The organism is Aeromonas intestinalis, assembly GCF_054052485.1.
In genome coordinates this window covers 152293-175097 of the sequence record NZ_JBSTYK010000008.1, presented here as the reverse complement: position 1 = coordinate 175097, position 22805 = coordinate 152293, and the positions used below count along the sequence as shown (strand labels likewise).

25 protein-coding genes are annotated in these 22805 nt (G+C 60.5%); 23 read left to right on the top strand and 2 right to left on the bottom strand.

The window, feature by feature from the left end; translation table 11 throughout:
- The first annotated feature begins 2 nt into the window (after nucleotides 1-2).
- Genes ACW5W7_RS12360 through ACW5W7_RS12345 form a run of 4 tightly spaced genes read left to right on the top strand, consistent with a single transcriptional unit; the run spans nucleotide 3 to nucleotide 3650 of the window.
- Nucleotides 3-401, top strand: a complete 399-nt coding sequence (locus tag ACW5W7_RS12360; protein ID WP_456501904.1) for a rod-binding protein — start codon at nucleotides 3-5, stop codon at nucleotides 399-401.
- A complete protein-coding gene (lfgK, locus tag ACW5W7_RS12355; protein WP_456501903.1) occupies nucleotides 401-1720 on the top strand; it encodes a lateral flagellar hook-associated protein LfgK in 1320 nt (439 codons plus the stop codon). The genes ACW5W7_RS12360 and lfgK overlap by 1 nt, the downstream gene beginning before the upstream one ends.
- 10 nt (nucleotides 1721-1730) lie before the next feature.
- Nucleotides 1731-2630, top strand: coding sequence for a lateral flagellar hook-associated protein LfgL (gene lfgL, locus ACW5W7_RS12350; RefSeq protein ID WP_456501902.1), 900 nt, complete (start codon nucleotides 1731-1733; stop codon nucleotides 2628-2630).
- Between the two features lie 18 nt (nucleotides 2631-2648).
- On the top strand, nucleotides 2649-3650 hold the full coding sequence (locus tag ACW5W7_RS12345) for a hypothetical protein (protein WP_456501901.1): 1002 nt from the start codon (nucleotides 2649-2651) through the stop codon (nucleotides 3648-3650).
- 57 nt (nucleotides 3651-3707) lie between these two features.
- On the opposite strand, the gene fliB is transcribed toward ACW5W7_RS12345, so the two are convergent.
- Nucleotides 3708-4871 carry a flagellin lysine-N-methylase gene (gene fliB / locus ACW5W7_RS12340; protein ID WP_456501900.1) on the bottom strand — a complete coding sequence of 388 codons (1164 nt, stop codon included), beginning with the start codon at nucleotides 4869-4871 and terminating at the stop codon, nucleotides 3708-3710.
- A 207-nt stretch (nucleotides 4872-5078) separates the two neighbouring features.
- Here fliB and lafA (ACW5W7_RS12335) point away from each other — a divergent pair, with 207 nt between their 5' ends.
- From lafA (ACW5W7_RS12335) to ACW5W7_RS12285, 11 genes are all read left to right on the top strand, one after another.
- Nucleotides 5079-5942, top strand: a complete 864-nt coding sequence (gene lafA, locus ACW5W7_RS12335) for a lateral flagellin LafA (protein ID WP_456501899.1) — start codon at nucleotides 5079-5081, stop codon at nucleotides 5940-5942.
- Between the two features lie 171 nt (nucleotides 5943-6113).
- Nucleotides 6114-6977, top strand: coding sequence for a lateral flagellin LafA (lafA, locus tag ACW5W7_RS12330; protein ID WP_438549404.1), 864 nt, complete (start codon nucleotides 6114-6116; stop codon nucleotides 6975-6977).
- A gap of 114 nt (nucleotides 6978-7091) precedes the next feature.
- On the top strand, nucleotides 7092-8375 hold the full coding sequence (gene lafB / locus ACW5W7_RS12325; RefSeq protein WP_456501947.1) for a lateral flagellar capping protein LafB: 1284 nt from the start codon (nucleotides 7092-7094) through the stop codon (nucleotides 8373-8375).
- Between the two features lie 39 nt (nucleotides 8376-8414).
- Nucleotides 8415-8807 (top strand): lateral flagellar export chaperone LafC, encoded by a 393-nt coding sequence (gene lafC / locus ACW5W7_RS12320; protein WP_456501898.1) that lies wholly within the window; start codon nucleotides 8415-8417, stop codon nucleotides 8805-8807.
- Between the two features lie 138 nt (nucleotides 8808-8945).
- Nucleotides 8946-9266, top strand: coding sequence for a LafX (locus tag ACW5W7_RS12315; protein WP_456501897.1), 321 nt, complete (start codon nucleotides 8946-8948; stop codon nucleotides 9264-9266).
- Nucleotides 9257-10336: a flagellar hook-length control protein FliK gene (locus ACW5W7_RS12310; protein WP_456501896.1), complete on the top strand. Its 1080-nt coding sequence runs from the start codon at nucleotides 9257-9259 to the stop codon at nucleotides 10334-10336. The genes ACW5W7_RS12315 and ACW5W7_RS12310 overlap by 10 nt, the downstream gene beginning before the upstream one ends.
- Nucleotides 10337-10376: 40 nt before the next feature.
- Nucleotides 10377-10835, top strand: a complete 459-nt coding sequence (lafF, locus tag ACW5W7_RS12305; RefSeq protein ID WP_456501895.1) for a lateral flagellar basal body-associated protein LafF — start codon at nucleotides 10377-10379, stop codon at nucleotides 10833-10835.
- A 3-nt stretch (nucleotides 10836-10838) separates the two neighbouring features.
- On the top strand, nucleotides 10839-11549 hold the full coding sequence (gene lafS, locus ACW5W7_RS12300) for a lateral flagellar system RNA polymerase sigma factor LafS (RefSeq protein ID WP_456501894.1): 711 nt from the start codon (nucleotides 10839-10841) through the stop codon (nucleotides 11547-11549).
- A gap of 50 nt (nucleotides 11550-11599) precedes the next feature.
- Nucleotides 11600-12457, top strand: a complete 858-nt coding sequence (gene lafT, locus ACW5W7_RS12295; protein WP_456501893.1) for a lateral flagellar motor stator protein LafT — start codon at nucleotides 11600-11602, stop codon at nucleotides 12455-12457.
- Nucleotides 12457-13404, top strand: a complete 948-nt coding sequence (gene lafU / locus ACW5W7_RS12290; RefSeq protein ID WP_456501892.1) for a lateral flagellar motor protein LafU — start codon at nucleotides 12457-12459, stop codon at nucleotides 13402-13404. Before lafT ends, lafU begins: the two co-directional genes overlap by 1 nt.
- Complete coding sequence (locus tag ACW5W7_RS12285) at nucleotides 13391-13849, top strand: hypothetical protein (RefSeq protein ID WP_456501891.1); 459 nt, start codon at nucleotides 13391-13393, stop codon at nucleotides 13847-13849. The genes lafU and ACW5W7_RS12285 overlap by 14 nt, the downstream gene beginning before the upstream one ends.
- Here the strand turns inward: ACW5W7_RS12285 and ACW5W7_RS12280 are convergent.
- Nucleotides 13785-14639 carry a lytic transglycosylase domain-containing protein gene (locus ACW5W7_RS12280; protein ID WP_456501946.1) on the bottom strand — a complete coding sequence of 285 codons (855 nt, stop codon included), beginning with the start codon at nucleotides 14637-14639 and terminating at the stop codon, nucleotides 13785-13787. The genes ACW5W7_RS12285 and ACW5W7_RS12280 overlap by 65 nt on opposite strands.
- Before the next feature lie 255 nt (nucleotides 14640-14894).
- Here ACW5W7_RS12280 and ACW5W7_RS12275 point away from each other — a divergent pair, with 255 nt between their 5' ends.
- From ACW5W7_RS12275 to mraY, 8 genes are all read left to right on the top strand, one after another.
- Nucleotides 14895-15191: a hypothetical protein gene (locus ACW5W7_RS12275; RefSeq protein WP_456501890.1), complete on the top strand. Its 297-nt coding sequence runs from the start codon at nucleotides 14895-14897 to the stop codon at nucleotides 15189-15191.
- A 239-nt stretch (nucleotides 15192-15430) separates the two neighbouring features.
- The gene (gene mraZ / locus ACW5W7_RS12270) at nucleotides 15431-15889 is read left to right on the top strand and encodes a division/cell wall cluster transcriptional repressor MraZ (RefSeq protein WP_349920799.1); all 459 of its coding nucleotides are present in this window, start codon (nucleotides 15431-15433) and stop codon (nucleotides 15887-15889) included.
- On the top strand, nucleotides 15890-16828 hold the full coding sequence (gene rsmH / locus ACW5W7_RS12265) for a 16S rRNA (cytosine(1402)-N(4))-methyltransferase RsmH (protein WP_456501889.1): 939 nt from the start codon (nucleotides 15890-15892) through the stop codon (nucleotides 16826-16828).
- 3 nt (nucleotides 16829-16831) lie between these two features.
- On the top strand, nucleotides 16832-17146 hold the full coding sequence (gene ftsL / locus ACW5W7_RS12260) for a cell division protein FtsL (protein WP_349920801.1): 315 nt from the start codon (nucleotides 16832-16834) through the stop codon (nucleotides 17144-17146).
- Nucleotides 17143-18909 carry a penicillin-binding transpeptidase domain-containing protein gene (locus ACW5W7_RS12255; RefSeq protein WP_349920802.1) on the top strand — a complete coding sequence of 589 codons (1767 nt, stop codon included), beginning with the start codon at nucleotides 17143-17145 and terminating at the stop codon, nucleotides 18907-18909. Before ftsL ends, ACW5W7_RS12255 begins: the two co-directional genes overlap by 4 nt.
- Nucleotides 18890-20374: a UDP-N-acetylmuramoyl-L-alanyl-D-glutamate--2,6-diaminopimelate ligase gene (gene murE / locus ACW5W7_RS12250; protein ID WP_349920803.1), complete on the top strand. Its 1485-nt coding sequence runs from the start codon at nucleotides 18890-18892 to the stop codon at nucleotides 20372-20374. The genes ACW5W7_RS12255 and murE overlap by 20 nt, the downstream gene beginning before the upstream one ends.
- Nucleotides 20371-21726: a UDP-N-acetylmuramoyl-tripeptide--D-alanyl-D-alanine ligase gene (locus ACW5W7_RS12245; protein WP_434665352.1), complete on the top strand. Its 1356-nt coding sequence runs from the start codon at nucleotides 20371-20373 to the stop codon at nucleotides 21724-21726. Before murE ends, ACW5W7_RS12245 begins: the two co-directional genes overlap by 4 nt.
- Entirely contained in the window at nucleotides 21720-22802 is a 1083-nt protein-coding gene (gene mraY / locus ACW5W7_RS12240; RefSeq protein WP_349920805.1) for a phospho-N-acetylmuramoyl-pentapeptide-transferase, read from the top strand. The genes ACW5W7_RS12245 and mraY overlap by 7 nt, the downstream gene beginning before the upstream one ends.
- Nucleotides 22803-22805: the final 3 nt, after the last annotated feature.

Genomic DNA, 22805 nt, shown 5'->3' with positions numbered 1-22805 from the left:
TTATGACCCGAATTACGTCCGAGCCTGGTTTCTATCAGGATCTCAATGAGCTGCAGCAGATAAAGAGCAACCCGGATCAACGGGCGGCCCTGGAGGCGGCAGCCGGTCAGTTTGAGGTGAGTTTCTTGCAGACTGTGCTCAAACACATGCGTTCGGCCTCTGACGCCATGCAGGATGAGGATGACAAGCTTATCAAGGGGCAAGAGCTCTATCGCGACATGTACGACAGCCAGCTGGCCATGAGCCTGGTGAAGCGCGGCGGACTGGGCCTCAAGGAGCAGATGGTCAATCAACTGGCCCCCACATTAAAGAATGCCGAGCCTGTGGTCGCTTCAGAATCCCAGACCCTGGCTGCCTTCAGTCAGCCTCTGAATTCGGCAAAAATGAGGAAAGTTGACTGATGTCGCTGCTCAATATCGGTTTTAGCGGACTCAACGCGGCACAGATCGCGCTGAACGTCACCGCCCAGAATATCGCCAACGTCAATACCGTCGGTTACAGCCGCCAGGAGGCCATGATGGGCAGCCTGTCCGGTTTTGGCCGGCTGGACAACGGCATGGGGGTGGAGGTGACCGGGGTGCGCAGGATCACCGATGACTATCTGGTGTCCCAGCACTGGCGCAGCCGCTCTTCGACCGGTTCCTCCTACGCGTTCCATCAGTACATCAATACCACAGAGCAACTGCTCGGCAGCGAGTCGATGAACATCACCAAGGGGCTGGACAGCTTCTTCGCTTCCCTGAACGCTGCCCTAGACAGCCCGGAAACACCGGCCCAGCGCAGCCAGATCGTCAGCTCGGCGGGTGCCCTGGCCAACCGCTTCAATCAGCTCAACGAGAGCCTGGTGACTCAGGAGAAGCAGATCGATGATCAGCTCAACAGCACTGTCACTCAGGTCAACAGCTACCTGAAGCAGGTGGCGGAGCTCAACACCCAGATCGGCGAACAGGCCTCCAAGGGGATCAACACCTCGGCACTGGAAGACAGCCGCGAGCAGATAGTGCGCGAGCTGTCGACCTTCATGGAAGTGCGGGTCAATCGCCAGAGCGACGGCTCGTTCTCCCTCAGCCTGCCTCAAGGCCAGCCCCTGGTGCTGGCGGGCAGCAGCAGTACCCTCTCCCTTGCCGGTGATACCCTGAGTCTGAACTTCGGGCCTCAATCCTTCGAGGTACCCAAGCTGCAAGGGGGAACCCTGGCCGGGGTGCTGGAGTATCGCACCACGGTACTTCGCCCTCTGCGCGACGAGCTCAACCAGATAGCGAAGAAGCTGGCGGATGACTTCAACGCCAAGCAGGGGGGCGGGATCGATCTGAACGGCGATCCGGGCAAACCGCTATTCAGTTACGACCCCCTCAATCCGTCCGGTACCCTCAAGGTGGCAGACGGCTTCACCGGGGAGCACCTGGCCTTCGCCAAGGCGGGGGGGGGGGCGGGTGACAACCGTAACCTGCAGGAGCTGCTGACCATCAAGGATGACCAATATGACGCCTACAGTGCCCTATTGGGCCGCATGGCGGTGCAGAGTGGTCAGGCCAAGGCAACCATGGAGGCGGATGCCAACATGGAGAAGCAGCTGGCCACCAAGCTCAGCAGTGTCAGCGGCGTCAACACCGACGAGGAGGGGGTCAAGATCATGGCCTACACCAAGGCCTATCAGGCCAACGCCAAGGTGATCAGCACCTCGGATCAACTCTTCAACTCCATCCTGAACATGTTCTGACGAGGCCAGCATGCGCATCAGCACCAACCAAATCCAGCTCAGCATGCTCGATAACCTGCAGCAGGGCTTCGGTGAATACGCCAGGCTCGATCGCCAGATCTCGTCCAACAAGCGGATCCTGCAGCCCTCCGATGACCCCGTCGGCAGCGTGCAACTGCTCGGCCTGAAGAAAGAGCAGGCGGCGATGGCGCAGTACCAGAAGAACATTGCCAATGCCAAGAGCCAGCTTTCCCAGGGGGAGATCCAGCTCGATACCATGACCAACATGCTGAGCCGTCTGCGGGATCTGACCCAGACAGCGGCCAACGGCTCCCTCTCCGAGGATGATCGTCGGGCTGTCTCCAGCGAGCTGGCCATCATCAAGGATGGTCTTCTGGATCTCGCCAATGCCCGCAATGAAAGTGGATCCAGTCTGTTTAGCGGCAGTCAGGTAGATAAAACCACCATAGTGAAAGACCCAAGCGGTAATTATATCTATCAGGGTGATAGCCTGGTGCGCGAGGTCGGCATCGCCAAGGGGGTGACGGTTGAGCTCAATCACACCGCCGACAAGCTGTTTATCCAGAACGGGGACTTCTTCAAGCAACTCGATGACATGGTGGCCGCCTTCGACAGCGGTGCCGCAGACTCCACCAATCAGGCAAGGACCATGCTGGATCGCAGCCTGACCCTGCAAGATGACATCAGCCAGATGGTCAGCTCCATTGGTGCGCGTATCAACCTGCTGGATCAGGTCGACGAAGGACATGCGGAGAAGAGCGTCTATAGCAAGGAAGTGAGCAATCAGATAGAGTCCCTCGATTATGCCAGTGCGGTGACCCAGCAAGCCCATGTACTGATGGCGCTGCAGGTGCAGCAGCAGGCTTTCGCCAAGGTGAACGGCCTCAGCCTGTTCAACTACATGCCTTAAGCCTTTCAAGGAGCCAGGATGCAGATTCAACAAACCCGTCCGGGCGGTGTGGCCGAGACCCCGGCCCAGCCCAAGCTGCACGGACGTCAGACTGCCCAGGCTACTTCTCCCCAGGTCACCCGTCAGGAACGCCAGCCCAATGTCATCCGGCTCGACCGCTGGGCCCTGATCGGCACGGCGCAGCAACGTATCGCCCACGCCCAGGGCAGTGAACAGGCACTGAGCCAGGTCTGGGGCGAGCTGAAGCGCCTGGAGCAACAACTCGGCCAGAATCGGGCGGCGAGCGGCGAGTTGGTTTCTCGTCTCAAGCTGCTGGAGGATAAGCTGACCCAGCCCCAGGCGCCGTTGACCTCCGAACTAAAGCCCCGCCTGCTGACATCGGCCAGCGACAGCCGGGTGCACTACAGTGCGGATCGCCTCGACTTGCTGAGCCCCAAGTCGAGCGCCGAGCGGCTGGTGTTCTCCTTCCCGCAGACCAGCAGCGCCGTCGAGGTGTTGCTGCCAGCCGGCGCCAATGAAGCGGAAGCTGCTACCAGACTGGATCGGGCCCTGCGCAAAGAGCATATCCAGGCTCGCCTGAACGAGCTGGGCAAGCTGGAGCTGAGCGTGCCGGATCAGCACAGGCGCAAGCTGGACGAACCCGTGCTGCTGAGTGGGGAAGGGATCCGCATCCCCGCTGGTAACCCGGTCCCCGTGCAGTTCAAACCCAGGGCCGGTCAGCTGACCCAGCTAGGGGAAGGGCTCGACAAGGGGGAGCTCAGGCAGGAGCAGCAGCGCCTGAAGCGGTTGCTCGGCGAGATCGAGCAATCGGTGCGGGAGCTGAAGCAGTTTCGCCAGAAGATGGTCAAGCAGCTCGATCGCGTGAAGGCCCGCAGTCAGAACCTGCAGCAGGAGGAGCTGGAGCAGTTGCAAGGCAAGCTCAGCAATCAGCTTAAAGAAGGTGGCTTTATGGGGACCATGTCCGGCCTGCTGGCCCAGGCCAATGTGTCGCGCCAGAACGTGGTGGCCTTGCTGACCTGAGGCCGGCAGAGAGAGTCGAGCTAAAAAAACCGCCAGCACTTGCTGGCGGTTTTTGTTTCATGGCTTGAGCAGGGCGTAGAGGCTCAGATCCGATGCAAAACCAGACTCGCTCAATCCCTGTTCTATGGTCTTGATAAAGCCTGCATTGTGCTGGCGTATGGTGTGATAGCTATAGAACAGGTTGATGACATCCTGCTCTTCCAGCTCCTTCTCCATGGCCATCAGACACAGATAGCTGCGCAGCAGGAAGCAGTCGATGACCAGCAACTGATAGGCCTGGGCCGGGGTGTTCTGCTGCTGCGGGAAGTTGTGGTGGTAGACGTAGTAGAGCAGGTAGTTGTCCATGATCTGGGGACGGGCCGCCAGGAAGGGCGAGACCTTGTCGTACCAGGCTTGCTGCAGCCGTGCGAGTTTAGCCTCATCATAGATCCCCTCCAACAGCCGGTTGATCTTGTCGAGACAGCCTTGCATGGTCTGCCGCCCACGCCTTCCCTGCGAGTAGGCCAGCAGTTGATGGGTGATGGTTCGCAGCCCCCACCACTGCAACCGCGGCAAGACCGGCAGCTGGTCGAACATGGTGAGGAGCTCTCCCCGCTCGGCCAGCACGGCCACCTGATCCAGGAAGGCTTCGTGTGACAGCTGTGAGGGATCCCGGTGGACCAGCATGCCGATGAGCCACAGCCGTATTTCGACGGGCACCTCAGTGGCGGCCAGCACATGGATGCTCAGGCTGTGCAGGGTCGCCATGGCGGTAGAGGGGGGGGAGACGAACGGCAGGCGTTGATCCAGCTCGGTGACTTCGGTCTGCATCGCCATGGGATCGAGCAGCAACTGCCGGCTGACCTCGGGGCAGGAGAGCATCAGGGATTTCCTGACCTGGTTGCCGATGCGTGATTGGGATCTGGGGTAGGTCTTGCAGGTATGGCTCAGTGCCTCGGCCCCAGCCTTGCTGTGGATCTGACACAGACGGTTCTCATCGAGGAAGGGGCAGGCCCCCTGCTCATCGAGCTGGATCTCCCCCCAATGCTCATTGCTCTGTTTGACCTTGCGGATATGCAATTTGCTGAGGGACTGGACTGTGGGGTCCGGGTGCTTCTCATAGTTCCGGAAGGTCAGCTTGTCGATGCTGATGGTCCAGCTATGACAGCAGTTGTCCTCGCAGCGATCTCCTATGCATTGGAAATGTTTAACGAAGTGAGGGGTATAGAGAGAGGCTGCCATGTCGCTGTCCGGTGAGGGGAGGTGTCGCGATAAAAGCAATAACCATGCCGAATACCCTGACTCTCTGGCAGTTTCATGGATTGTGACGGACGCAGGAAGCACAAAAAAATATGCGTCAAGCCGCCTACATTTCTGCAGGAAAGGGGTCGCCTATATCTGATGTCAACCTAACAGGCTGCAGTGCAGCGTCATATCGAGGAATACATCATGGGCTTGTCCATTCACACCAACTTCGCTTCTCTGACCACCCAGAGCCAGCTCAATACCACCAACAAGATGCTGGGCACCGCCATGCAGCGTCTGGGTACCGGTCTGCGCATCAACTCCGCCGCCGATGACGCCGCCGGCCTGCAGATGGCCACCCGTCTGCAATCCCAGTCCAGCGGCCAGAAAGTGGGCATGCGCAACTCCCAGGATGCCATCTCCATGATGCAGACCGGTGAAGGCGCCATGGACGAGATGAGCAACATCGTTCAGCGCATGAAGGATCTGGCTACCCAGTCTGCGAACGGCACCAGCACCACCGAAGACCGCAAGGCCATGGACGCCGAGTTCACCGAACTGCGTGCCGAGCTGGACAACATCACCAACAACACCACCTTCGGTGGCCAAGAGCTGCTGAAGACCGGCAAGGGTTTCCAGGAAGATGTGACCTTCCAGATCGGTGGCACTGGTGCCGAGAAGCTGGAACTGAAAAAGACCGGCACCCTGGCCAAGGCGCTGGCAGAAGTTGTGGGTACCGGCAAGGGTACCGATGGTGCAGCCGTCAAGGTCGGTATCAGTGATCAGGCCAAGGCAACCGCCTCCATGGCCGAGCTGGATACCTTCTCCCAGAAGATCGGTGAGTCCCGTTCTGCCTTCGGTGCCAACATCAACCGTCTGGAACACACCGTCAACAACCTCTCCAACATGAAAGAGAACACCGATCTGGCGAACGGCCGCATCATGGATGCCGACTTCGCCCAGGAGAGCACCAACATGACCAAGAACCAGATGCTGATGCAGGCTGGCATGTCCGTGCTGTCCAACTCCAACCAGATGACTGGCATGGTGACTTCCCTGCTGCGTTAATCCCTGTGGCACTCATCCCCGTGATGAGTGCCCTCTTCCTCCCGTTCTTCTCCCCCTTTTTCCGCTTTTCCGCATCTTTTTCCGATCTCCATTCAAGTCTTGGCCGATACCTGTCGCTTCTCACTCCCATAGGGTTACCCGCTGCATCGCAGCTTTTTTGAGGAGTAAATCATGGGTTTGTCCATTCACACCAATTTCGCTTCCCTGACCACTCAGAGCCAGCTGAACACCACCAACAAGATGCTGGGCACCGCCATGCAACGCCTGGGCACCGGTCTGCGCATCAACTCCGCCGCCGATGACGCCGCCGGCCTGCAGATGGCCACCCGTCTGCAATCCCAGTCCAGCGGCCAGAAAGTGGGCATGCGCAACGCCCAGGACGCCATCTCCATGATGCAAACCGGTGAAGGCGCCATGGACGAGATGAGCAACATCGTTCAGCGCATGAAAGATCTGGCTACCCAGTCTGCGAACGGCACCAGTACCGCCGACGATCGCAAGGCGATGAACGCCGAGTTCAGCGAGCTGCGCGCCGAGCTGGACAATATCACCACCAACACCACCTTTGGTGGTCAGACGCTGCTGGCCAAGGACCAAGGTTTCCAGAAGGCCGTGACCTTCCAGATCGGTGGTACCGCCGCCGAGAAGCTGGAGCTGAAAGACGATGGCGCCCTGGCCACCGCCCTCAAGGGCGTGATCGCCGATGACAAGGGTACCAAGGGTACTGCCGTCGCCGCCGGTATCGATGACCAGACCAAGGCCACCGCCGCCATGGCCGAGCTGGACACCTTCTCCAAGGGGATCGGCGAGGCGCGTTCCGCCTTCGGTGCCAACATCAACCGTCTGGAACACACCGTCAACAACCTCTCCAACATGAAAGAGAACACCGATCTGGCGAACGGCCGCATCATGGATGCCGACTTCGCCCAGGAGAGCACCAACATGACCAAGAACCAGATGCTGATGCAGGCTGGCATGTCCGTGCTGTCCAATTCCAACCAGATGACCGGCATGGTGACTTCCCTGCTGCGTTGATGAGTTGCCTGGCCACCTCGAGAGGGGTGGCCTTGTTATTGCTTGTGCGTTGGAAAGCACCGACTCGGTTTTTTCCAACGGGCATGCCACCGATAAGTTGATAAGGATGTGATGATGCAAGTAGATCCGGCCAGCATGGCGATGCAACTGGTAGCCATAGAGCGCCAGAACATGGACAAGCTGCTGAAGAAGCAGCTGGACAGCGTCAAGGGACAGCAGAGCGCCATCAGCACGCTCACCACCAAGTTGTCGACCTTCCAGACCATGCTGAAGGATTTGAACAAGGCGACCAACCTGCAGGCCCAAAAGGCCACCATGTCCCAGGACGGAGTCATGACGGTCACCAGCAACGGCAAGGCCAGCTCGGGTCAGTACAACTTCTTCGTGGAGCAGCTTGCCCAGTCCCATCAGGTGGGTCTGCAGCTCGATAGCGACACCACTCCGCTGCCGACCGATGGCGTCTTCTCCCTGACGGTGAAGGGCAAGACCATCGACATCGATCTGGCGACCCTGCCGGCCGGCGCCACCGCGAAGGACCTGGTCTCCCACATCAACAATGCCAAGGACAACCCGGGGGTAAAAGCGACCCTGGTGCGCACCGATGGCAAGGTGAGCATGGTGCTGACCAGCAAGGATAGTGGTGTGGAAAACGCCATCACCCTGGGTTACAGCGGCGATGCCACCAATGCGTTGGGCACGGCCGTCGCCAGCAAGACGGACATCACCCAGGCACAGGATGCCAGGCTGCGCATGGGGGGCGACAACCCGCTGACCATCACCTCCTCCAGCAACAAGATAGAGAACGTGGTCGACGGCCTGACCTTTCAGCTGACCAAGGCCCAGAAGGTGGGGGATGCCCCCCTGATGGTGACCATAGATCAGGACAAGGAGGCGGTGACCGGCTCCCTCAAGAAGTTCGTCGACAGCTATAACGAGTTGATCGATGAGCTGGCCAAGATGACCTCCAGCGATCCCAAGGCACCGGGGGCCCTCTCCTCCGACAGCGGGGTGCGCAGCCTCAAGAGTGCCCTGTCCCGCAGCGTGCGCGAGTTGCCCAATGATCTGACACTGGGCAGCCTCGGCATCAAGACCGACAAGGCGGGCAAGCTCTCCTTCAACGAGACCGACTTCAACAAGACGCTGGAGAAGGATCCCGAGCTGCTCGGCAAGGCGCTGATGGGGGATGACGGCCTGCTCAAGCGGATGAGCGATTCACTCGACCCTTATACCAAGCGGGATGGCGCCCTGAAGGGACGCAAGACGGGTCTGGAGGCGAGTGAGAAGCGGGTGAACGAGCGGATGGAGGCACTGGATCGCCGTATGGAATCCGCGTATAAGCGCTACCTCAATCAGTTCACCACCATGAACCAGATGATGCAAACCATGGGCGCATTGTGAGTCGGTGAACGCCTATTCTCCTGAATGAGTGAGTCTTTCATGTTTGAACCCCAAGATGGCTACGATGCCTATCAGTTCGCCGCCACCCAGGCCAAAGCGGCGAGTGCCGATCCCCACCAATTGGTGCTGATGCTGATGGATGGATTGCTTGATGAAATGGCACGGGCCGAGGGCCACATCCTGGCCAAACAGTACGAGCGCAAGGGGCAGTCCATCAACAAGTGCCTGCAGATCCTGGGGGGGCTCGACAGCGCCCTCGACATGGATAAGGGCGGCGAGCTGGCCAGCAACCTGCATCGTCTGTACGACTACTGTGGGCAGCGGCTGTTCGAGATCAGCGTGGCCAACGATGTCGCCGGCTTCGCCGAGGTGCACCGCATCCTGCTGGAACTGAAAGAGGGTTGGGAAGCGATGGCACGCCACCCGCGCTGAGGCGGAAGCCTTCTTTCCCCATAGTGTATAAGTTGCAGATAACTTGTTGAAATACAACATATACACATCTGGCCTGTTCCTTGCTAGTTGGCAGGGTCGTTTTATATCGGGGCCATCATCATGTCCATGACCGGGTCTGTGCATCCCAGCACGGAACAAGAGACTCGCCAGCGCCAGTTACTGGGGTTGGGGCGTCTGATACTACAACAGGCCCGTGCCGGGCAGTGGGATGCAGTGCGCCTGGCGGATCAGCGCCTCGCCCAGTTCATCGGTCATCTGCGTCAACACCCCACCCTCTGGCAGGCGCTGGCACCGGCCCGCGATCAGGTTCGCGGCTGGCACCGGGAGGCCTTCTCGCTCTGCGAGCAGGAGACCAGGCTGCGCAAGCAGGAGTGGCAGTCCCTGTCCGACAAGCGGGAAGGGCTCCAAGCCTATGACGAGGCGCAAACATGGGCATGATCCCCTTCATCGCGGCCGAGCCGGTCGCAACTTCGTCTTCGAGCGGCTTTACCCGTCTCTCTCGTCAACCCGACGGGCAGGGGGAGGCCTATCAGCCGCTGGATCTCCCGTTGGAGGCGAGCGCCTCCCCCGTCGTAGAAGAGATTGCCGTCAGAGAGCCTAACGGCGAGACGACAGATCAGCCTATGCCCGAGGTGGTGGAGCAACTGCACGCCTTTACCCATATGCCCCCAGTGTTTATCCGCCCTGAGGAAGCGTCGCGACTGCTGGTTGCCCGTCAATCGGCGGATCCCGTGCCCCAAAGCGTCACCGTTCATGAGGTCGGAGACGGTTCCCCATCCGTCTCGGCGGCGCTGCGCTCCCTGTCACGCTTCGAGCGGCAGGAGGCCGAAAGGACCCCCGTGGTGCTGCCTGCCGAAGTGAGCAAGGAGAGAGTATCCCAGCTCACGGGAGAGGCCGCCAGGATGCTGAGCCGGTCGATGGGCCAGGACGGCAAGCAGCCACCCTCCGACAAGCTGGTTGCCGGTTTACCGCCCCTGCCGGGGGCGGAGGGACGATCCGAGCGGGATGGGGTGATCACCGACCTCAAGGCCATGGCCGGGCAGCCGGTGCCCACCTCCTTGACCCGAGCGGCGGAATACCAGTGGGCACCGGCCCGTCTGGCGGACAGCCCGGCCCAGTGGGGCCAGCAACTGGTCGAGGTGCTCAAAGACAAGGTCGAGCTGCAGGTGAACCAGAACATCAAACAGGCTCATATCCGCCTCGATCCCCCCGAGCTGGGTCGCCTGGAACTGACCGTCAGGATGGATGGAGATCGCCTCAACGTGCAGCTCAACGTGACCAACCCGGCGGTGCGCGAGGCCTTGATCCAGTCGATGGAGCGGCTGCGCATGAGCTTGGCCCCCCATCATGCCGGTGGGGTCGAGGTGAATGTGGGTCAGGGGGGTGAGCAGGAGCGGGGAGAGCGCTGGCAGCAACAGGACGGGATCCTGGCGGGGCGGCGACTGTGGCAGGAAGAGCCTGGCTCGACGGACGAGCTTGCCCGGGACTGGCTCAATACCCTGGTTTGATTTTTCCATTATCCAACGATAGCGAGAGTGATTTCATAATATGCGGCGAGTCATGAAGTGGTTGATGATGGTGATAATGGCTCTGTGCCTGCTGGTGGCGCTGGCCTATGGCGCTTATCTCAAACGGGATTCCTTAGCCGTCTGGCTGGGGTTGGCAGAGGCCAAGCCCGAGCTGAGCAAGACCCCCCTGTTCAAGCCCATGGAGCGTTTCGTCATCAGCCTTGAGGGGGATAGAGAGCCCCACTATCTGGTGCTGGAGCTGGCGCTGGTCACCCATAACCCCGCCCAGCTCGAGACTCTCAATGAACTAACCCCCCTGATCCGCAATGCCATGGTGCAATATTTCAGTCATCGCTCCCACGATGCGGTGAAGAAGGAACTGCAGAATATCTCGGCTCTGCAGTCGTCCCTGCTCAGCAAGGTGGTCACAACGCTGCAGGGGTATGGCTACAAGCCCTATCTGGATGAGGTGTTGGTCACCAAGGTGCTGGTGCAATAGAGCATGATGGACGTCGGCTGGGATACCCATGACGATCACGCTGTCTCGCCCCCCCGTACCGGCGAGCAGGCGATCCTGATCCGTTACCTGTCACTGGTGAAGCGAGCCGCCAGCCACCTGCGCAGCCAGGTCTCGGCCAGCTTCGATCAGGAAGACATGGAACAGGTCGGCATGATGGGTCTGCTGGAGGCCTGGCGCCGCTACGGCAGCGAGCCTGATGCCCAGTTCGAGAGCTATGCCTTCAAGCGGATCCGTGGTGCCATGCTGGACGAACTGCGCCGCCTCGACTGGCGTCCCCGCCAGCTGCGCCAGCAGGTTCATGGCCACAATCAGGCACAGCGTGAGCTGTTCAACCGCCTTGGCCGCAACCCGACCGAACAGGAGCTGGCCGAAGCACTGGCGTGCTCCGTCGAGGAGGTGCGCCAGCTTGCTTATGCCAGCCAGGCCGAAGCCCTGCAGAGTCTGGAGGAGTGGCTGGAGAACGGCGGCAAGGCTCCGGCCACGGAATCCGGTGATGTGGATATGGCCATGACCCTCGGCAAGGTGCTTCGCTCCCTGGACAAGCGGGAGCAGTTGCTGCTTTCCCTCTACTACCAGCAGGAGCTGAACATGAAGGAGATAGCCCTGGTGCTAGGCCTGACCGAGTCGCGGGTGTGTCAGTTGCACAAGCAGTGCGTCCTTCAGCTCAAGCAGCGTTTGGTCGATTCCATATAGATAGTGCCTCTCCCCCGCGGCGAGGCTTGTTGATTTCTGCGGGAGCATTCATGCAAAAACAGATTGGTATTGGTGTTATTTTCGTTTGTGTGCTGGGAGGCTTCATGATGGCTGGTGGTCGGCCCATAGCCCTGTGGCAGCCGGCCGAACTCATCATCATCATTGGTGCCGCAGCCGGCTCCATGTTCCTTGGCAACTCCAAGGAGGTGATGCACGAGATGTGGCGCCAGGTAAAACTCTGCTTCAAGTCCAACAAGGATGAGAAGGAGATCTACCGCGAGTTGCTGACCCTGATGCATCAATTGCTGGAAGAGACCCGAAGCAAAGGGATGAAGGCGCTGGACGAGCATGTGGAGAACCCGCAGCAAAGTTCCGTCTTCCTGATGTATCCCCAGGTCTCCGAGGATCCGCAACTGCTTGGTTTCATCATCGACAACCTGCGCCTGCTTGGTATGGGCAAGATCACTCCCCACGAACTGGATACCATTCTGGAGCAGGAGATCATGGCCATCGAGGAGGATATGCTCAAACCCTCCCATGCCCTGCACAAGACAGGGGAAGCCTGCCCCGGCTTTGGCATACTGGCGGCCGTCATGGGGATCATCATTACCATGCAACAGCTCGATGGTCCCCTGAGCAACATAGGGGTCCATGTGGCTGCCGCCCTGGTCGGGACCTTTATCGGGATCTTCCTCTGCTACTGCCTGTTGGAGCCCATCAGCAACGCCATGGAGGAGATGGTGAAACGTCGTATCGGCATGCTGATGTGCATCAAGTCTATCCTCATCGCCCAGTTGCGCGGCAAGACCCCGCTGCTCTCCGTCGATGCGGGCCGCAAGATGCTGGAACCTGACGTGAAACCCAGCTTCCTCGAATTGGAAGACTGGGTGACGAATAGGGCGATGTAATGCGCAACCACGAGCAGATCATCATCAAGCGCCAGCAACGGCGCAGCAGCGGGCCCAAGAGTGGCGGTGCATGGAAGGTCGCCTTTGCCGATTTCACTTTGGCGATGATGGCCTTTTTCATGGTGCTTTGGATCCTGGCTGTCTCCAGCCAGGAGGAGCGGGAAGTGGTGGCCAGCCGCCTGCGCGACTACAGCATCATGGACAGCGAGGCGAATCCGTTCGACATCAGAAACAGCCCTTATCCGGTTGATCTGGGGGGCAATCCGTCCGTATTGGAGGAACTGAGCCCTCAGTTTGTGGAAGAGGGGCAACGCATGCCGAGACACATGGAGCGCAATCGCAGTATCTTCAATGACGGTGCCGAGGGTGGCTATGAGAGCCTGCTGGTGGGCAAGATAGAAGGAGAGCTGCAGATGAAGCAACTGGCAGGTTTCATCGGCTCCATGGCGGATCAAATGCAGGCCAAAAACAACCTGGAGCTACAGCTGGTTCCCCAGGGCTTGCGCATTCTTATTCGCGATGATGATGAGCGGGAAATGTACAGTCGCGGCAGCGCCCGCATCAGCCCTTTCTTCCGCCACCTATTGATGGCCCTGGCCCCTGTATTCCAGCGAGTGGAGAACCGGGTAATGATCTCCGGCCACACCGACAGCACCCCCTTTGCGGGAGACAACTACAGCAACTGGGAACTCTCCTCTGATCGGGCCATGATGGCAAGACGGGTATTGCTTGCCGGTGGCATGCCGCCGGAGCGAGTTGGCCAGGTGGTCGCCATGTCGGATACCATGCTGGAGAACGCAACGGATCCCAGGGGCAGTCAGAATCGCCGTATTGAACTGCTGGTGATGACGACCCAGGCGGAGAAAAATCTGGAACAGCTGTTCAGTACCCAAACCCAAGCCGCCACTCAGCAAGCCAAGGATGCCACTGCCCATGGGAACCTCTGATAGCGAACTGCCGGAATGGACCGAGTTCAACGATCCCAGACGCAAGGTTCCCCGCTGGTATCTGCACGACGGTTCCACACCCCTGGAGTCCCAGAGCTGCGGTATTGCCGCCCGCCTCATGGTCTCTGGTTTGTTGTTCGACAAGCGTATTGGCAGAGCGGTTATCAAGGATATTGGCCCGGGTGGAGTCGGCTTCCTGACTCCTTCCCGCTTCACCTTGCCTGATGTGGTCAGCCTTTGCCTGTCACCCAAGATAGTGCTGGAGTGCCAGATCACCCACAGGCGCCCCATCGGCCAGTACCTTAGTTTTTATGGTGCCCGCTGGGCCAATCCAGCGTCCGTGGATCTCGCACCCGTACTCAGCCACTGGCGGCACTGCTTCATGGCGTCAGTAGAGGGCGGGCCTGCTTCAATCCCAGCGGATCCGGCAGCGGTGCAAGGCTGAGGCCGCCACGTCCCATGTCCAGCCCTCTCGCCGGCTGCAGGAGCAGGGGGTCGTGCAGACTCTCGAGGGATACCGCCCTCACCAGCAATGGCTTGTTACTCGGCCGGGTACCGCCGGGCGCCTGACTACGGCCATAGACGATGGGGCAGTTGGTCACCCCCTGACCATCTGGCAGCTGCCAGGCGGGGTTCCAGCGGCTGGCTTCATTCATGGCAACGCCTTTTGCCTGTGCCCAGCCGAGCAGCGAGCAATTGTCCGGCTGTCGCCACACCTGGATATCACTCCCTTCCTGCCAGGATGGCAGAGTAAATTTGTAGTGAGCCGCCCTGTCCAGCAACTGCGACAGAGCGATGAAACGTGCCACATAGAGGCGTGTCTCTGTCGGCAGTGACAGTTCCCATAGATTACGTGTTCCCGCGTTGATGACGGCCTTCAGCACCCGCCCTTCCCCTGCGTTATAGGCCGCCAGTGCCAACAACCAGTCCTGGCCGAAGAACTGATACAACCAGCCTAGATAAGAGAGCGCGGCCTCGGTGGACAGGGGCAGCGAGTAGCGGCCGTCATAGCCAGGTGTCATAGGGACGGTGAAGCGGGCCGCGGTATCCGGCATCAGTTGCCAGGGGCCAGCGGCTCCCGCGGAGGAGACCACATCCAGTCGGTAGCTGCTCTCGATAAGAGGGAGGAAGGCCAGCATTGAGGGAAGCTTGCGTTCACGAACCTGTTGTTCCACCCAACGGATCAGGGGCTGTGATTGAGCGATCCTGCGTTGCAGGTGACTGCGCTGCAGCAGCAGATACTGGGTCTGCTGAGCCACCAGTTCGGCTCCCGTTCCTCCAATCGGGGTAGGAAAGCCAGCTTGCCAATGATAATTATCATAGGAGTAGCAATGAGTGCTGATGAGGAGCAACAAGAGGGCGAGCTGTCGGAACGATAATTTAATCAGGAGAGAGGACTTCTGGCGAGGCGCTGATAAAAACATGATGAATCTCAACAGTTTTTGACAATATCTGTCGACTGTTCATGTGGTATCCAGGATGTGATAAGCATGGTAACACGAGTAAAAAAGACCCCAAAGGCGGGTAGGGCGATTCAGAAGTTTCTGCTTTATCTGATCCTTATTAATTTCGGTTTGATGTGGCTCTATGTCATGTATGCAGATGAGCTGACATTCGGCTCCAATCTCCTGCTGACTTTTTTGATCATCCTCTATAATCTGCTGCTCTGTCAGCTGGTTGTTCTACGAGCCCGGCGGGCGGGGGATGGTTATATCATCTACCCAGTGGTAGGCGTGAGCATCATACTGTGTGCCGTTGTGTTGTTTCGCTTCATTATTTCCCCCTGATGGTGGTTATTTGGTGTTGCTTCTCACGGGGATGAATTAAATCCAGTCATGAATAACTCTTGAAAAATCAATTCATTTAATCGGCTGTGCCCCACAGCTACGTCAATATGTTCCCCACGCCCGAGATCCTTGCTTGAAAAGCCCTCTGCTCGTCCTTAAACTTCATGGTGGAGAAAAGTGGATCAAAGTGGTTTTATCGGGCGATTTGCCTCCTTAAACTCACCTTCGGGGACTGACATTTGTTGCGTGGCGCTCACGCCATCAGCCTGGACAGCAAAGGGCGACTGGCGATTCCGACCAAATATCGAGACTGGCTGCGCGACGAATGCGACGGCCAGCTGGTCTGCACCATCGACATCGCTCACCCCTGTCTGCTGCTTTATCCCCTGAATGAATGGGAAGAGATCGAGCGCAAGCTCAAGACGCTTTCCAGCACCAATCCCGCGGAGCGCCGCCTGCAGCGCCTGCTGCTCGGCAACGCCATCGAGTGCGAACTGGACGGCAATGGCCGTCTGCTGCTGAGCCAGCCGCTGCGCAATCACGCCGGGCTGGACAAGAAAATCATGCTGGTGGGCCAGCTCAACAAGTTTGAGCTGTGGGACGAAGCCCGCTGGCAGCAACAGATCAATGACGATATCCAGGGCCTGCCCGAGGACGATTGGGCGAGTTCACCACGACTACAGGATTTCTCTTTATAAATGACCCAAGCCGCTGAACACATCACTGTGCTGTTGCACGAAGCCGTCGAAGGGCTGGCCATCAAGCCGGACGGCGTCTATGTCGACGGTACTTTTGGCCGGGGTGGTCACTCTCGTCTCATTCTTGAAAAGCTCGGCCCCAATGGCCGGCTCATCGCCATCGATCGGGATCCCCAGGCCATTGCCGAGGCAGCCAAGATCCAGGATCCCCGTTTCGAGATCGTGCACGGCCCCTTCTCCGGCATCACCACTTATCTGAATGAGCGCGGTCTGCTGGGCAAGGTCGATGGCTTCCTGCTGGATCTCGGCGTTTCCTCCCCCCAACTCGACGATGCCGAGCGCGGTTTCAGCTTCATGAAAGACGGCCCGCTGGACATGCGCATGGACCCCACCTCCGGCCAGAGCGCGGCCGAGTGGCTGGCCCGTGCCGACGTGGATGACATCGCCTGGGTGTTGAAGACCTTCGGTGAGGAGCGTTTTGCCAAGAAGATCGCCCGCGCCATCGTCCATGACCGGGTGACCGAGCCCTATGTGCGTACCCGCCAGCTGGCGGAGATGATTGCCAGGGTCAATCCGAGCAAGGAGAAGGGCAAGCACGCCGCGACCCGCAGCTTCCAGGCCATCCGCATCTATATCAACAGCGAGCTGGACGAGATCGAGACCGCGCTGAACGGTGCCCTGCAGGTGCTGGCTCCGGAAGGGCGTCTCTCCGTCATCAGCTTCCACTCTCTGGAAGACAGGCTGGTCAAGCACTTCATCCGCAAGCACGAGAAGGGCCCCGAGGTACCGCACGGCATCCCGTTGACCGAGGCTCAGCTGGCGGGTGGCCGCAAATTGAAGTCGGTCGGCAAGGCGCTCAAGCCATCCGATCATGAAGTCACCGAAAACACCCGCGCCCGCAGCTCAGTGCTGCGGGTGGCCCAGCGTCTGGCGGATTGAGTCATGAGCGAGGTGCGCGTTCATCTGGCCAAGGAGATCATCGGGGATCTCTGGCGCCACAAGCTGCAGGTCCTGCTGGCCGTCGCCGTGCTGGTCACCGCCTTCGCGGTGATCCTGGTGACCAACATGACCCGGGGCCTGACCGCCAAGCAGAATGACCTGATGGCGGAAGAGGACAGGCTCAACATCGAGTGGCGGCACCTGCTGCTGGAGCAGGGCACCCTGGCCGAGCACTCCAGAGTAGCGAGCCTGGCCATGGATAAATTGCAGATGGCTCGCCCCCTGGTGACCACCGAGAAGGTAATAACTCAACCATGAAACGCAAGGCTGCCACCCGGGCACCGGCAAAAGAGAAAGCCAAGGCCAAAGCACCGTCACTCTACCCGTGGCGCTTTCGCACGCTGGTCTTCTTCATCGGCATCGCCTTTGCGGGTCTGATCCTGCGTCTTGCCTGGATCCAGGTGATCGATCCCGATCGGCTGCGCCAGGAAGGGGACATGCGTTCATTGCGCACCACCTCCACCCAGGCGGTGCGTGGCATGATCACGGATCGCAACGGTGAGCAGTTGGCGGTATCGGTGCCGGTCGAGGCCGTGTGGGCAGACCCCAAGACGGTACACGAGACCGGTGCGATTCATAACGAGCGCGCCTGGCTGGCGCTCTCCGCCGTGCTCAAGCTCGACATCAATACCCTCAAGCATCGCATCTCCAACCCGAGCAAGCGCTTCGTCTATCTGCAGCGGCAGGTGACGCCGGCGGTGGCGGAATACATCAAGGGGCTCAAGCTCGGTGGCATCTATCTGCGTCCCGAGTCCCGCCGCTTCTATCCGACCGGCGAGATAAGCTCCCATCTGGTGGGGGTGACCAATATCGATGGCAGCGGGATCGAGGGGATAGAGCGCAGCTACAACGAGTGGCTGACTGCGACCCCGGGTGAGATGCGGGTGCGCAAGGACCGTCAGGGCCGCGTCATCGAGCGGCTCGGTCTGGTCAAGGAGGGCAAGAACTCCAACGATCTGCAACTGAGCATCGATCAGCGGGTACAGGCGCTGGCCTACCGGGCGCTCAAACGCGCCACCGACGAGAACAAGGCGACCTCCGGCTCCATGGTGATGCTGGACGTGAAGACCGGCGAAGTGCTCGCCATGGTCAACACCCCCTCCTACAACCCGAACAATCGTGGCCAGTACCAGAGCTTCCGGGTGCGCAACCGGGTGGTGACCGATACCTATGAGCCGGGCTCCACCATCAAGCCCCTGATCCTGCTGAGTGCGCTCCAGGCAGGCGTGACCAGCTGGAAAGACACCATTCAGGGCGGCCCCCTGTTCATCGGGGCCAAGCAGATCCGCGATGTGAGTATTCACAAGGCGACCAACCTGTACGACATCCTGCGCTACTCCTCCAACATCGGCATGTCGCGCATCGCCCTGCGCATGCCGGCCCAGGAGATGATCAACACTCTCAGCATGGTGGGCTTTGGCATGGATACCGGCAGCGGTCTGATGGGGGAAAGCAGTGGCATGCTGCCCCAGCGTCGTCGCTGGTCCGATATCGAGCGGGCGACCCTCTCCTTTGGCTATGGCCTGCGGGTCACCCCGCTGCAGCTGGCTTCCGCCTACGCGACCCTGGCCAACAAGGGCAAGCGGGTGCCGCTCTCCATCATCAAGGTGACCACGCCTCCCAAGGGGGAGCAGGTCATCGATCACAACAACGCCACCGCCATGTTGCAGGCGCTGGAGTACGTGGTCGACAACGCCATTCCCAAGGCCAAGATCCCCGGCTACCGGGTCGGCGGCAAGAGTGGTACCGCCAAGGTCGCCGTCGCCGGTGGCTATGGCAAGGACTACATGGCCTGGTTCGCCGGTTTCGCCCCCGCCAGCAACCCCCGCTTCGTCATGGTCGTAGTGATCAACGAGCCCAAGGGCACTGCCTACTACGGCGGCGCCGTGGCTACCCCGCCCTTCGCCGAGGCCATGGGCGGCGTGCTGCAACTCTTCAACATTCGTCCCGACGGGATTTCTCCTGCCGTTCCCGCCAAGCTTGCCCGTATGGAGGCTCCCAATGCTGCCCCGCGCACTTGATCAACTGCTGCGCCCCTTCGGCATCCACGCCCCGGCGCTCCCCCTCACCGACATCCAGCTGGACAGTCGGCGCGTCGGGCCCGGTTCGCTGTTCGTGGCCGTGCGCGGTCACCAGATGGATGGCAGAGGCTTTATCGAACAGGCGGTGGCTCGGGGAGCCGCCGCCGTGCTGTTTGAGGAGGACGGTGAATTCGTCCCGCCCGTGCTCTCCGTTCCCTGCTACGGGATCCCCGATTTGCCCGCCAGGCTCTCCGAGCTGGCCGGTCATTTCTATCAGCAGCCCAGCGACAGATTGCAACTGGTCGGCATCACCGGCACCAACGGCAAGAGCACCACGGCCCTGCTGGTCGCGAATTGGCGCACCCTGCTGGGGGGCAAGGCCGGGGTGATGGGTACCATAGGCAACGGTCTGTTCGGCAAGCTGGTGGAGGCGCCGAACACCACCGGCAGCGCGGTGGAGGTGCAAGCCACTCTGGATGCCTTGCAGCAAGAGGGGGCTGACCTGGTGGCGATGGAGGTCTCCAGCCACGGTCTGGTGCAGCATCGCGTGGCGGCCCTGCACTTTGCGGCGGCAGCCTTCACCAACCTGAGCCGGGATCATCTGGATTATCACGGCACCATGGAAGCCTATGGCGCGGCCAAGGAAGAGCTGATCAAGCTGGTGAATGAGCCTTGTGCAGTCATCAATGCTGATGACGAATTGGGTCGCAGCTGGTTGTCCCGTTACCCCAAGGCGGTGGCCTTCGGGGTGAATGGCCCCATCGCCCATCATTCCGGGCGACAGTTGACGGCGCAGGATCCCCAATTTCACCAACAAGGTTTTCACACACAGATTAACTCCAGCTGGGGGAATGGTGTATTATCCGCCCCCTTGCTCGGCCGCTTCAACGTCAGCAATGTGCTGGCGGCCATGGGCGTGATGCTGGTGCTCGGCTACGATTTCGACGCCTTGCTGGATAGTGCCCCCAGGCTGCAGCCGGTGACCGGCCGCATGGAGTGTTTCGGCGGTGGCGATGCGCCGCTGGCCGTGGTCGATTATGCCCATACCCCGGATGCGCTGGAAAAAGCCTTGCAGGCCCTGCGGGTGCACTGCGAAGGCGAGCTCTGGTGTCTGGTGGGTTGTGGCGGCGACCGGGATCGCGGCAAGCGTCCCATGATGGCCGCCATGGCAGAGCAGTATGCGGATCGCGTGATCCTGACCGACGACAATCCCCGTACCGAGGAGCCGGCCCAGATCATGGCGGACATGGTGGCGGGTTTTCGCGATCCCGCCTCAGTGCAGATCGAGCACGACAGGGTCAAGGCGATCGGCCTGGCGCTGGCGCAGGCGAGCAAGCAGGACATCATCCTGGTGGCCGGTAAGGGCCATGAGGATTATCAGATTATTGGCACTGACAAGCGGCATTACAGCGATCGGGAAACCGTCGCCGCCGCCTTGCACACATTATTGGAGTCATTCACATGATGACCCTCAGGCTTGCCGAACTGGCGCAGGCGCTCGATGCCCGTCTGATCGGCGGTGACGCCGAGATCACGGCGGTCAGCACGGATACCCGCACCCTGGGTGCTGGCGCGCTCTTCGTCGCCCTGCGTGGCGAGCGTTTCGATGCCCACGATTTCTGCGATCAGGCGGTCGCGGCCGGTGCCTCTGCGCTGCTGGTGGAGCGGGAGCTGCCACTGGCGGTGCCTCAGCTGATCGTGGCCGACAGCCTCAAGGGGCTGGGGCGTCTGGGCAGGTTGGTGCGCGAGCGCATCAACCCGAAAGTGCTGGCCATCACCGGCAGCTGCGGCAAGACCACGGTCAAGGAGATGGCGACCGCCATCCTGCGTCACGAAGGGGAAGTGCTGGCCACTGCCGGCAACTTCAACAACGAGGTAGGCGTCCCGCTCACCCTGCTGCGCCTCGAGCCGCAACACAGGTTCGCGGTGATGGAGCTCGGGGCCAATCACCCGGGCGAGATTGCCTGGACCACCTCGCTTGCCAAGCCTGATGCCGCCATCATCAACAACGTGGCGGCCGCTCATCTGGAGGGTTTCGGCTCCCTGGAAGGGGTATTCCACGCCAAGAGCGAGATCTTCGAGGGTCTGGGGGAGGGCGGCAGCGCCATCGTCAATGCCGACAACGAATTCTGGCCGAAGTGGCAGGCGAAGGGCATTCAGTGCGCCTTCTCCATCGAGGATCAGAGCCAGCCGTTCCACGCCCGCGACATAGGCTTCAATGCCGATGGCTGCGCCGAGTGCACCCTGGTGACTCCGAACGGTGAAATCAGTCTGACCCTGGCCCTGCCGGGCCGCCACAACGTGGCCAATGCCCTGGCGGCGACCGCCGGTTGTCTCGCGCTCGGCGCGTCGTTGGCCTCGGTCAAGGCGGGCCTGGAGCAGATGGCACCGGTCAAGGGGCGCTTCTGCGTCCAGCGCTGGGGTGGCCTCACCCTGGTGGATGACACCTACAACGCCAGCGTGGAATCCGTGCTGGCTGGCATCGACGCCCTGACCGCCATGGGTGGCTACAAGGTGCTGGTGTTCGGTGACATGAAGGAGTTGGGTGAGGAGTCCGCCGCGCAGCATGCCCGGGTCGGACGCCACGCCCGCGAGCGCGGCCTCGATGCCGTGCTGACGGTAGGGGAACAGAGTCGCCACACCGCAGATGCCGCGGCTGGCCGACATTTCGATAACAAGGCGTCGTTGTTTGAAGTGCTTGCGCAAATGATAAATACACACCCGGAAATCTCGATCTTGGTCAAGGGCGCCAGGGGCTCCCGCATGGAAGATATCGTCAAGATGGTCACCGACCATCAGGAGTCTGCCACATGCTAGTCTGGCTGGCGGAACTGCTGACCCCGCACTTCACCTTCTTCAACGTCTTCTCCTACCTGACGTTTCGCGCCATCCTGTCGATCATCACCGGCCTGGTGGTGGCGCTCTGGATGGGGCCGCGCCTCATCCGCCGCCTGCAGATCATGAAGTTCGGCCAGGTGATCCGCAACGATGGCCCCGAGTCTCACCTCAGCAAGAAGGGCACCCCGACCATGGGGGGCCTGATGATCATCGCCGCCATCTTCACCTCGGTGCTGCTCTGGTGCCGCCTCGACAACCCCTATGTCTGGCTGGTGCTGTTCGTGCTCGGCGCCTACGGCGCCATCGGCTTCGCCGATGACTACCTCAAGGTGGTGCGCAAGAACACCGATGGCCTGATTGCCCGCTGGAAGTATTTCTGGCAGTCGGCGGTGGCGCTGGCAGTAGCGGTCTTCCTCTACGCCACGGCCACCCATGACGGTCAGACCCAGCTGGTGGTGCCCTTCCTCAAGGATGTGATGCCGCAACTTGGCCTGATGTTCATCGTGCTGACCTACTTCGTCATCGTCGGCACCTCCAACGCGGTCAACCTGACCGATGGCCTGGATGGGCTCGCCATCATGCCGACCGTGATGGTGGCGGGGGGCTTTGCCCTCATCGCCTGGGCGACCGGCAACGTCAACTTCGCGAACTATCTGCATATTCCCTATGTGCCCTATACCTCCGAGCTGGTGATCGTCTGTACCGCCATCGTCGGGGCGGGTCTGGGCTTCCTCTGGTTCAACACCTATCCGGCCCAGGTCTTCATGGGGGACGTGGGTTCCCTGGCCCTCGGCGGGGCGCTCGGCACCATCGCCGTGTTGGTGCGTCAGGAGTTCCTGCTGGTGATCATGGGGGGCGTCTTCGTGATGGAGACCGTCTCGGTGATCCTGCAGGTGGGTTCCTACAAGCTGCGCGGCGTGCGCATCTTCCGCATGGCACCGATCCATCACCATTATGAGAAGAAGGGCTGGCCGGAGCCGCGCGTCATCGTGCGCTTCTGGATCATCACCCTCATGCTGGTGCTGCTCGGTCTCGCCACCTTGAAGGTGAGATAAGCC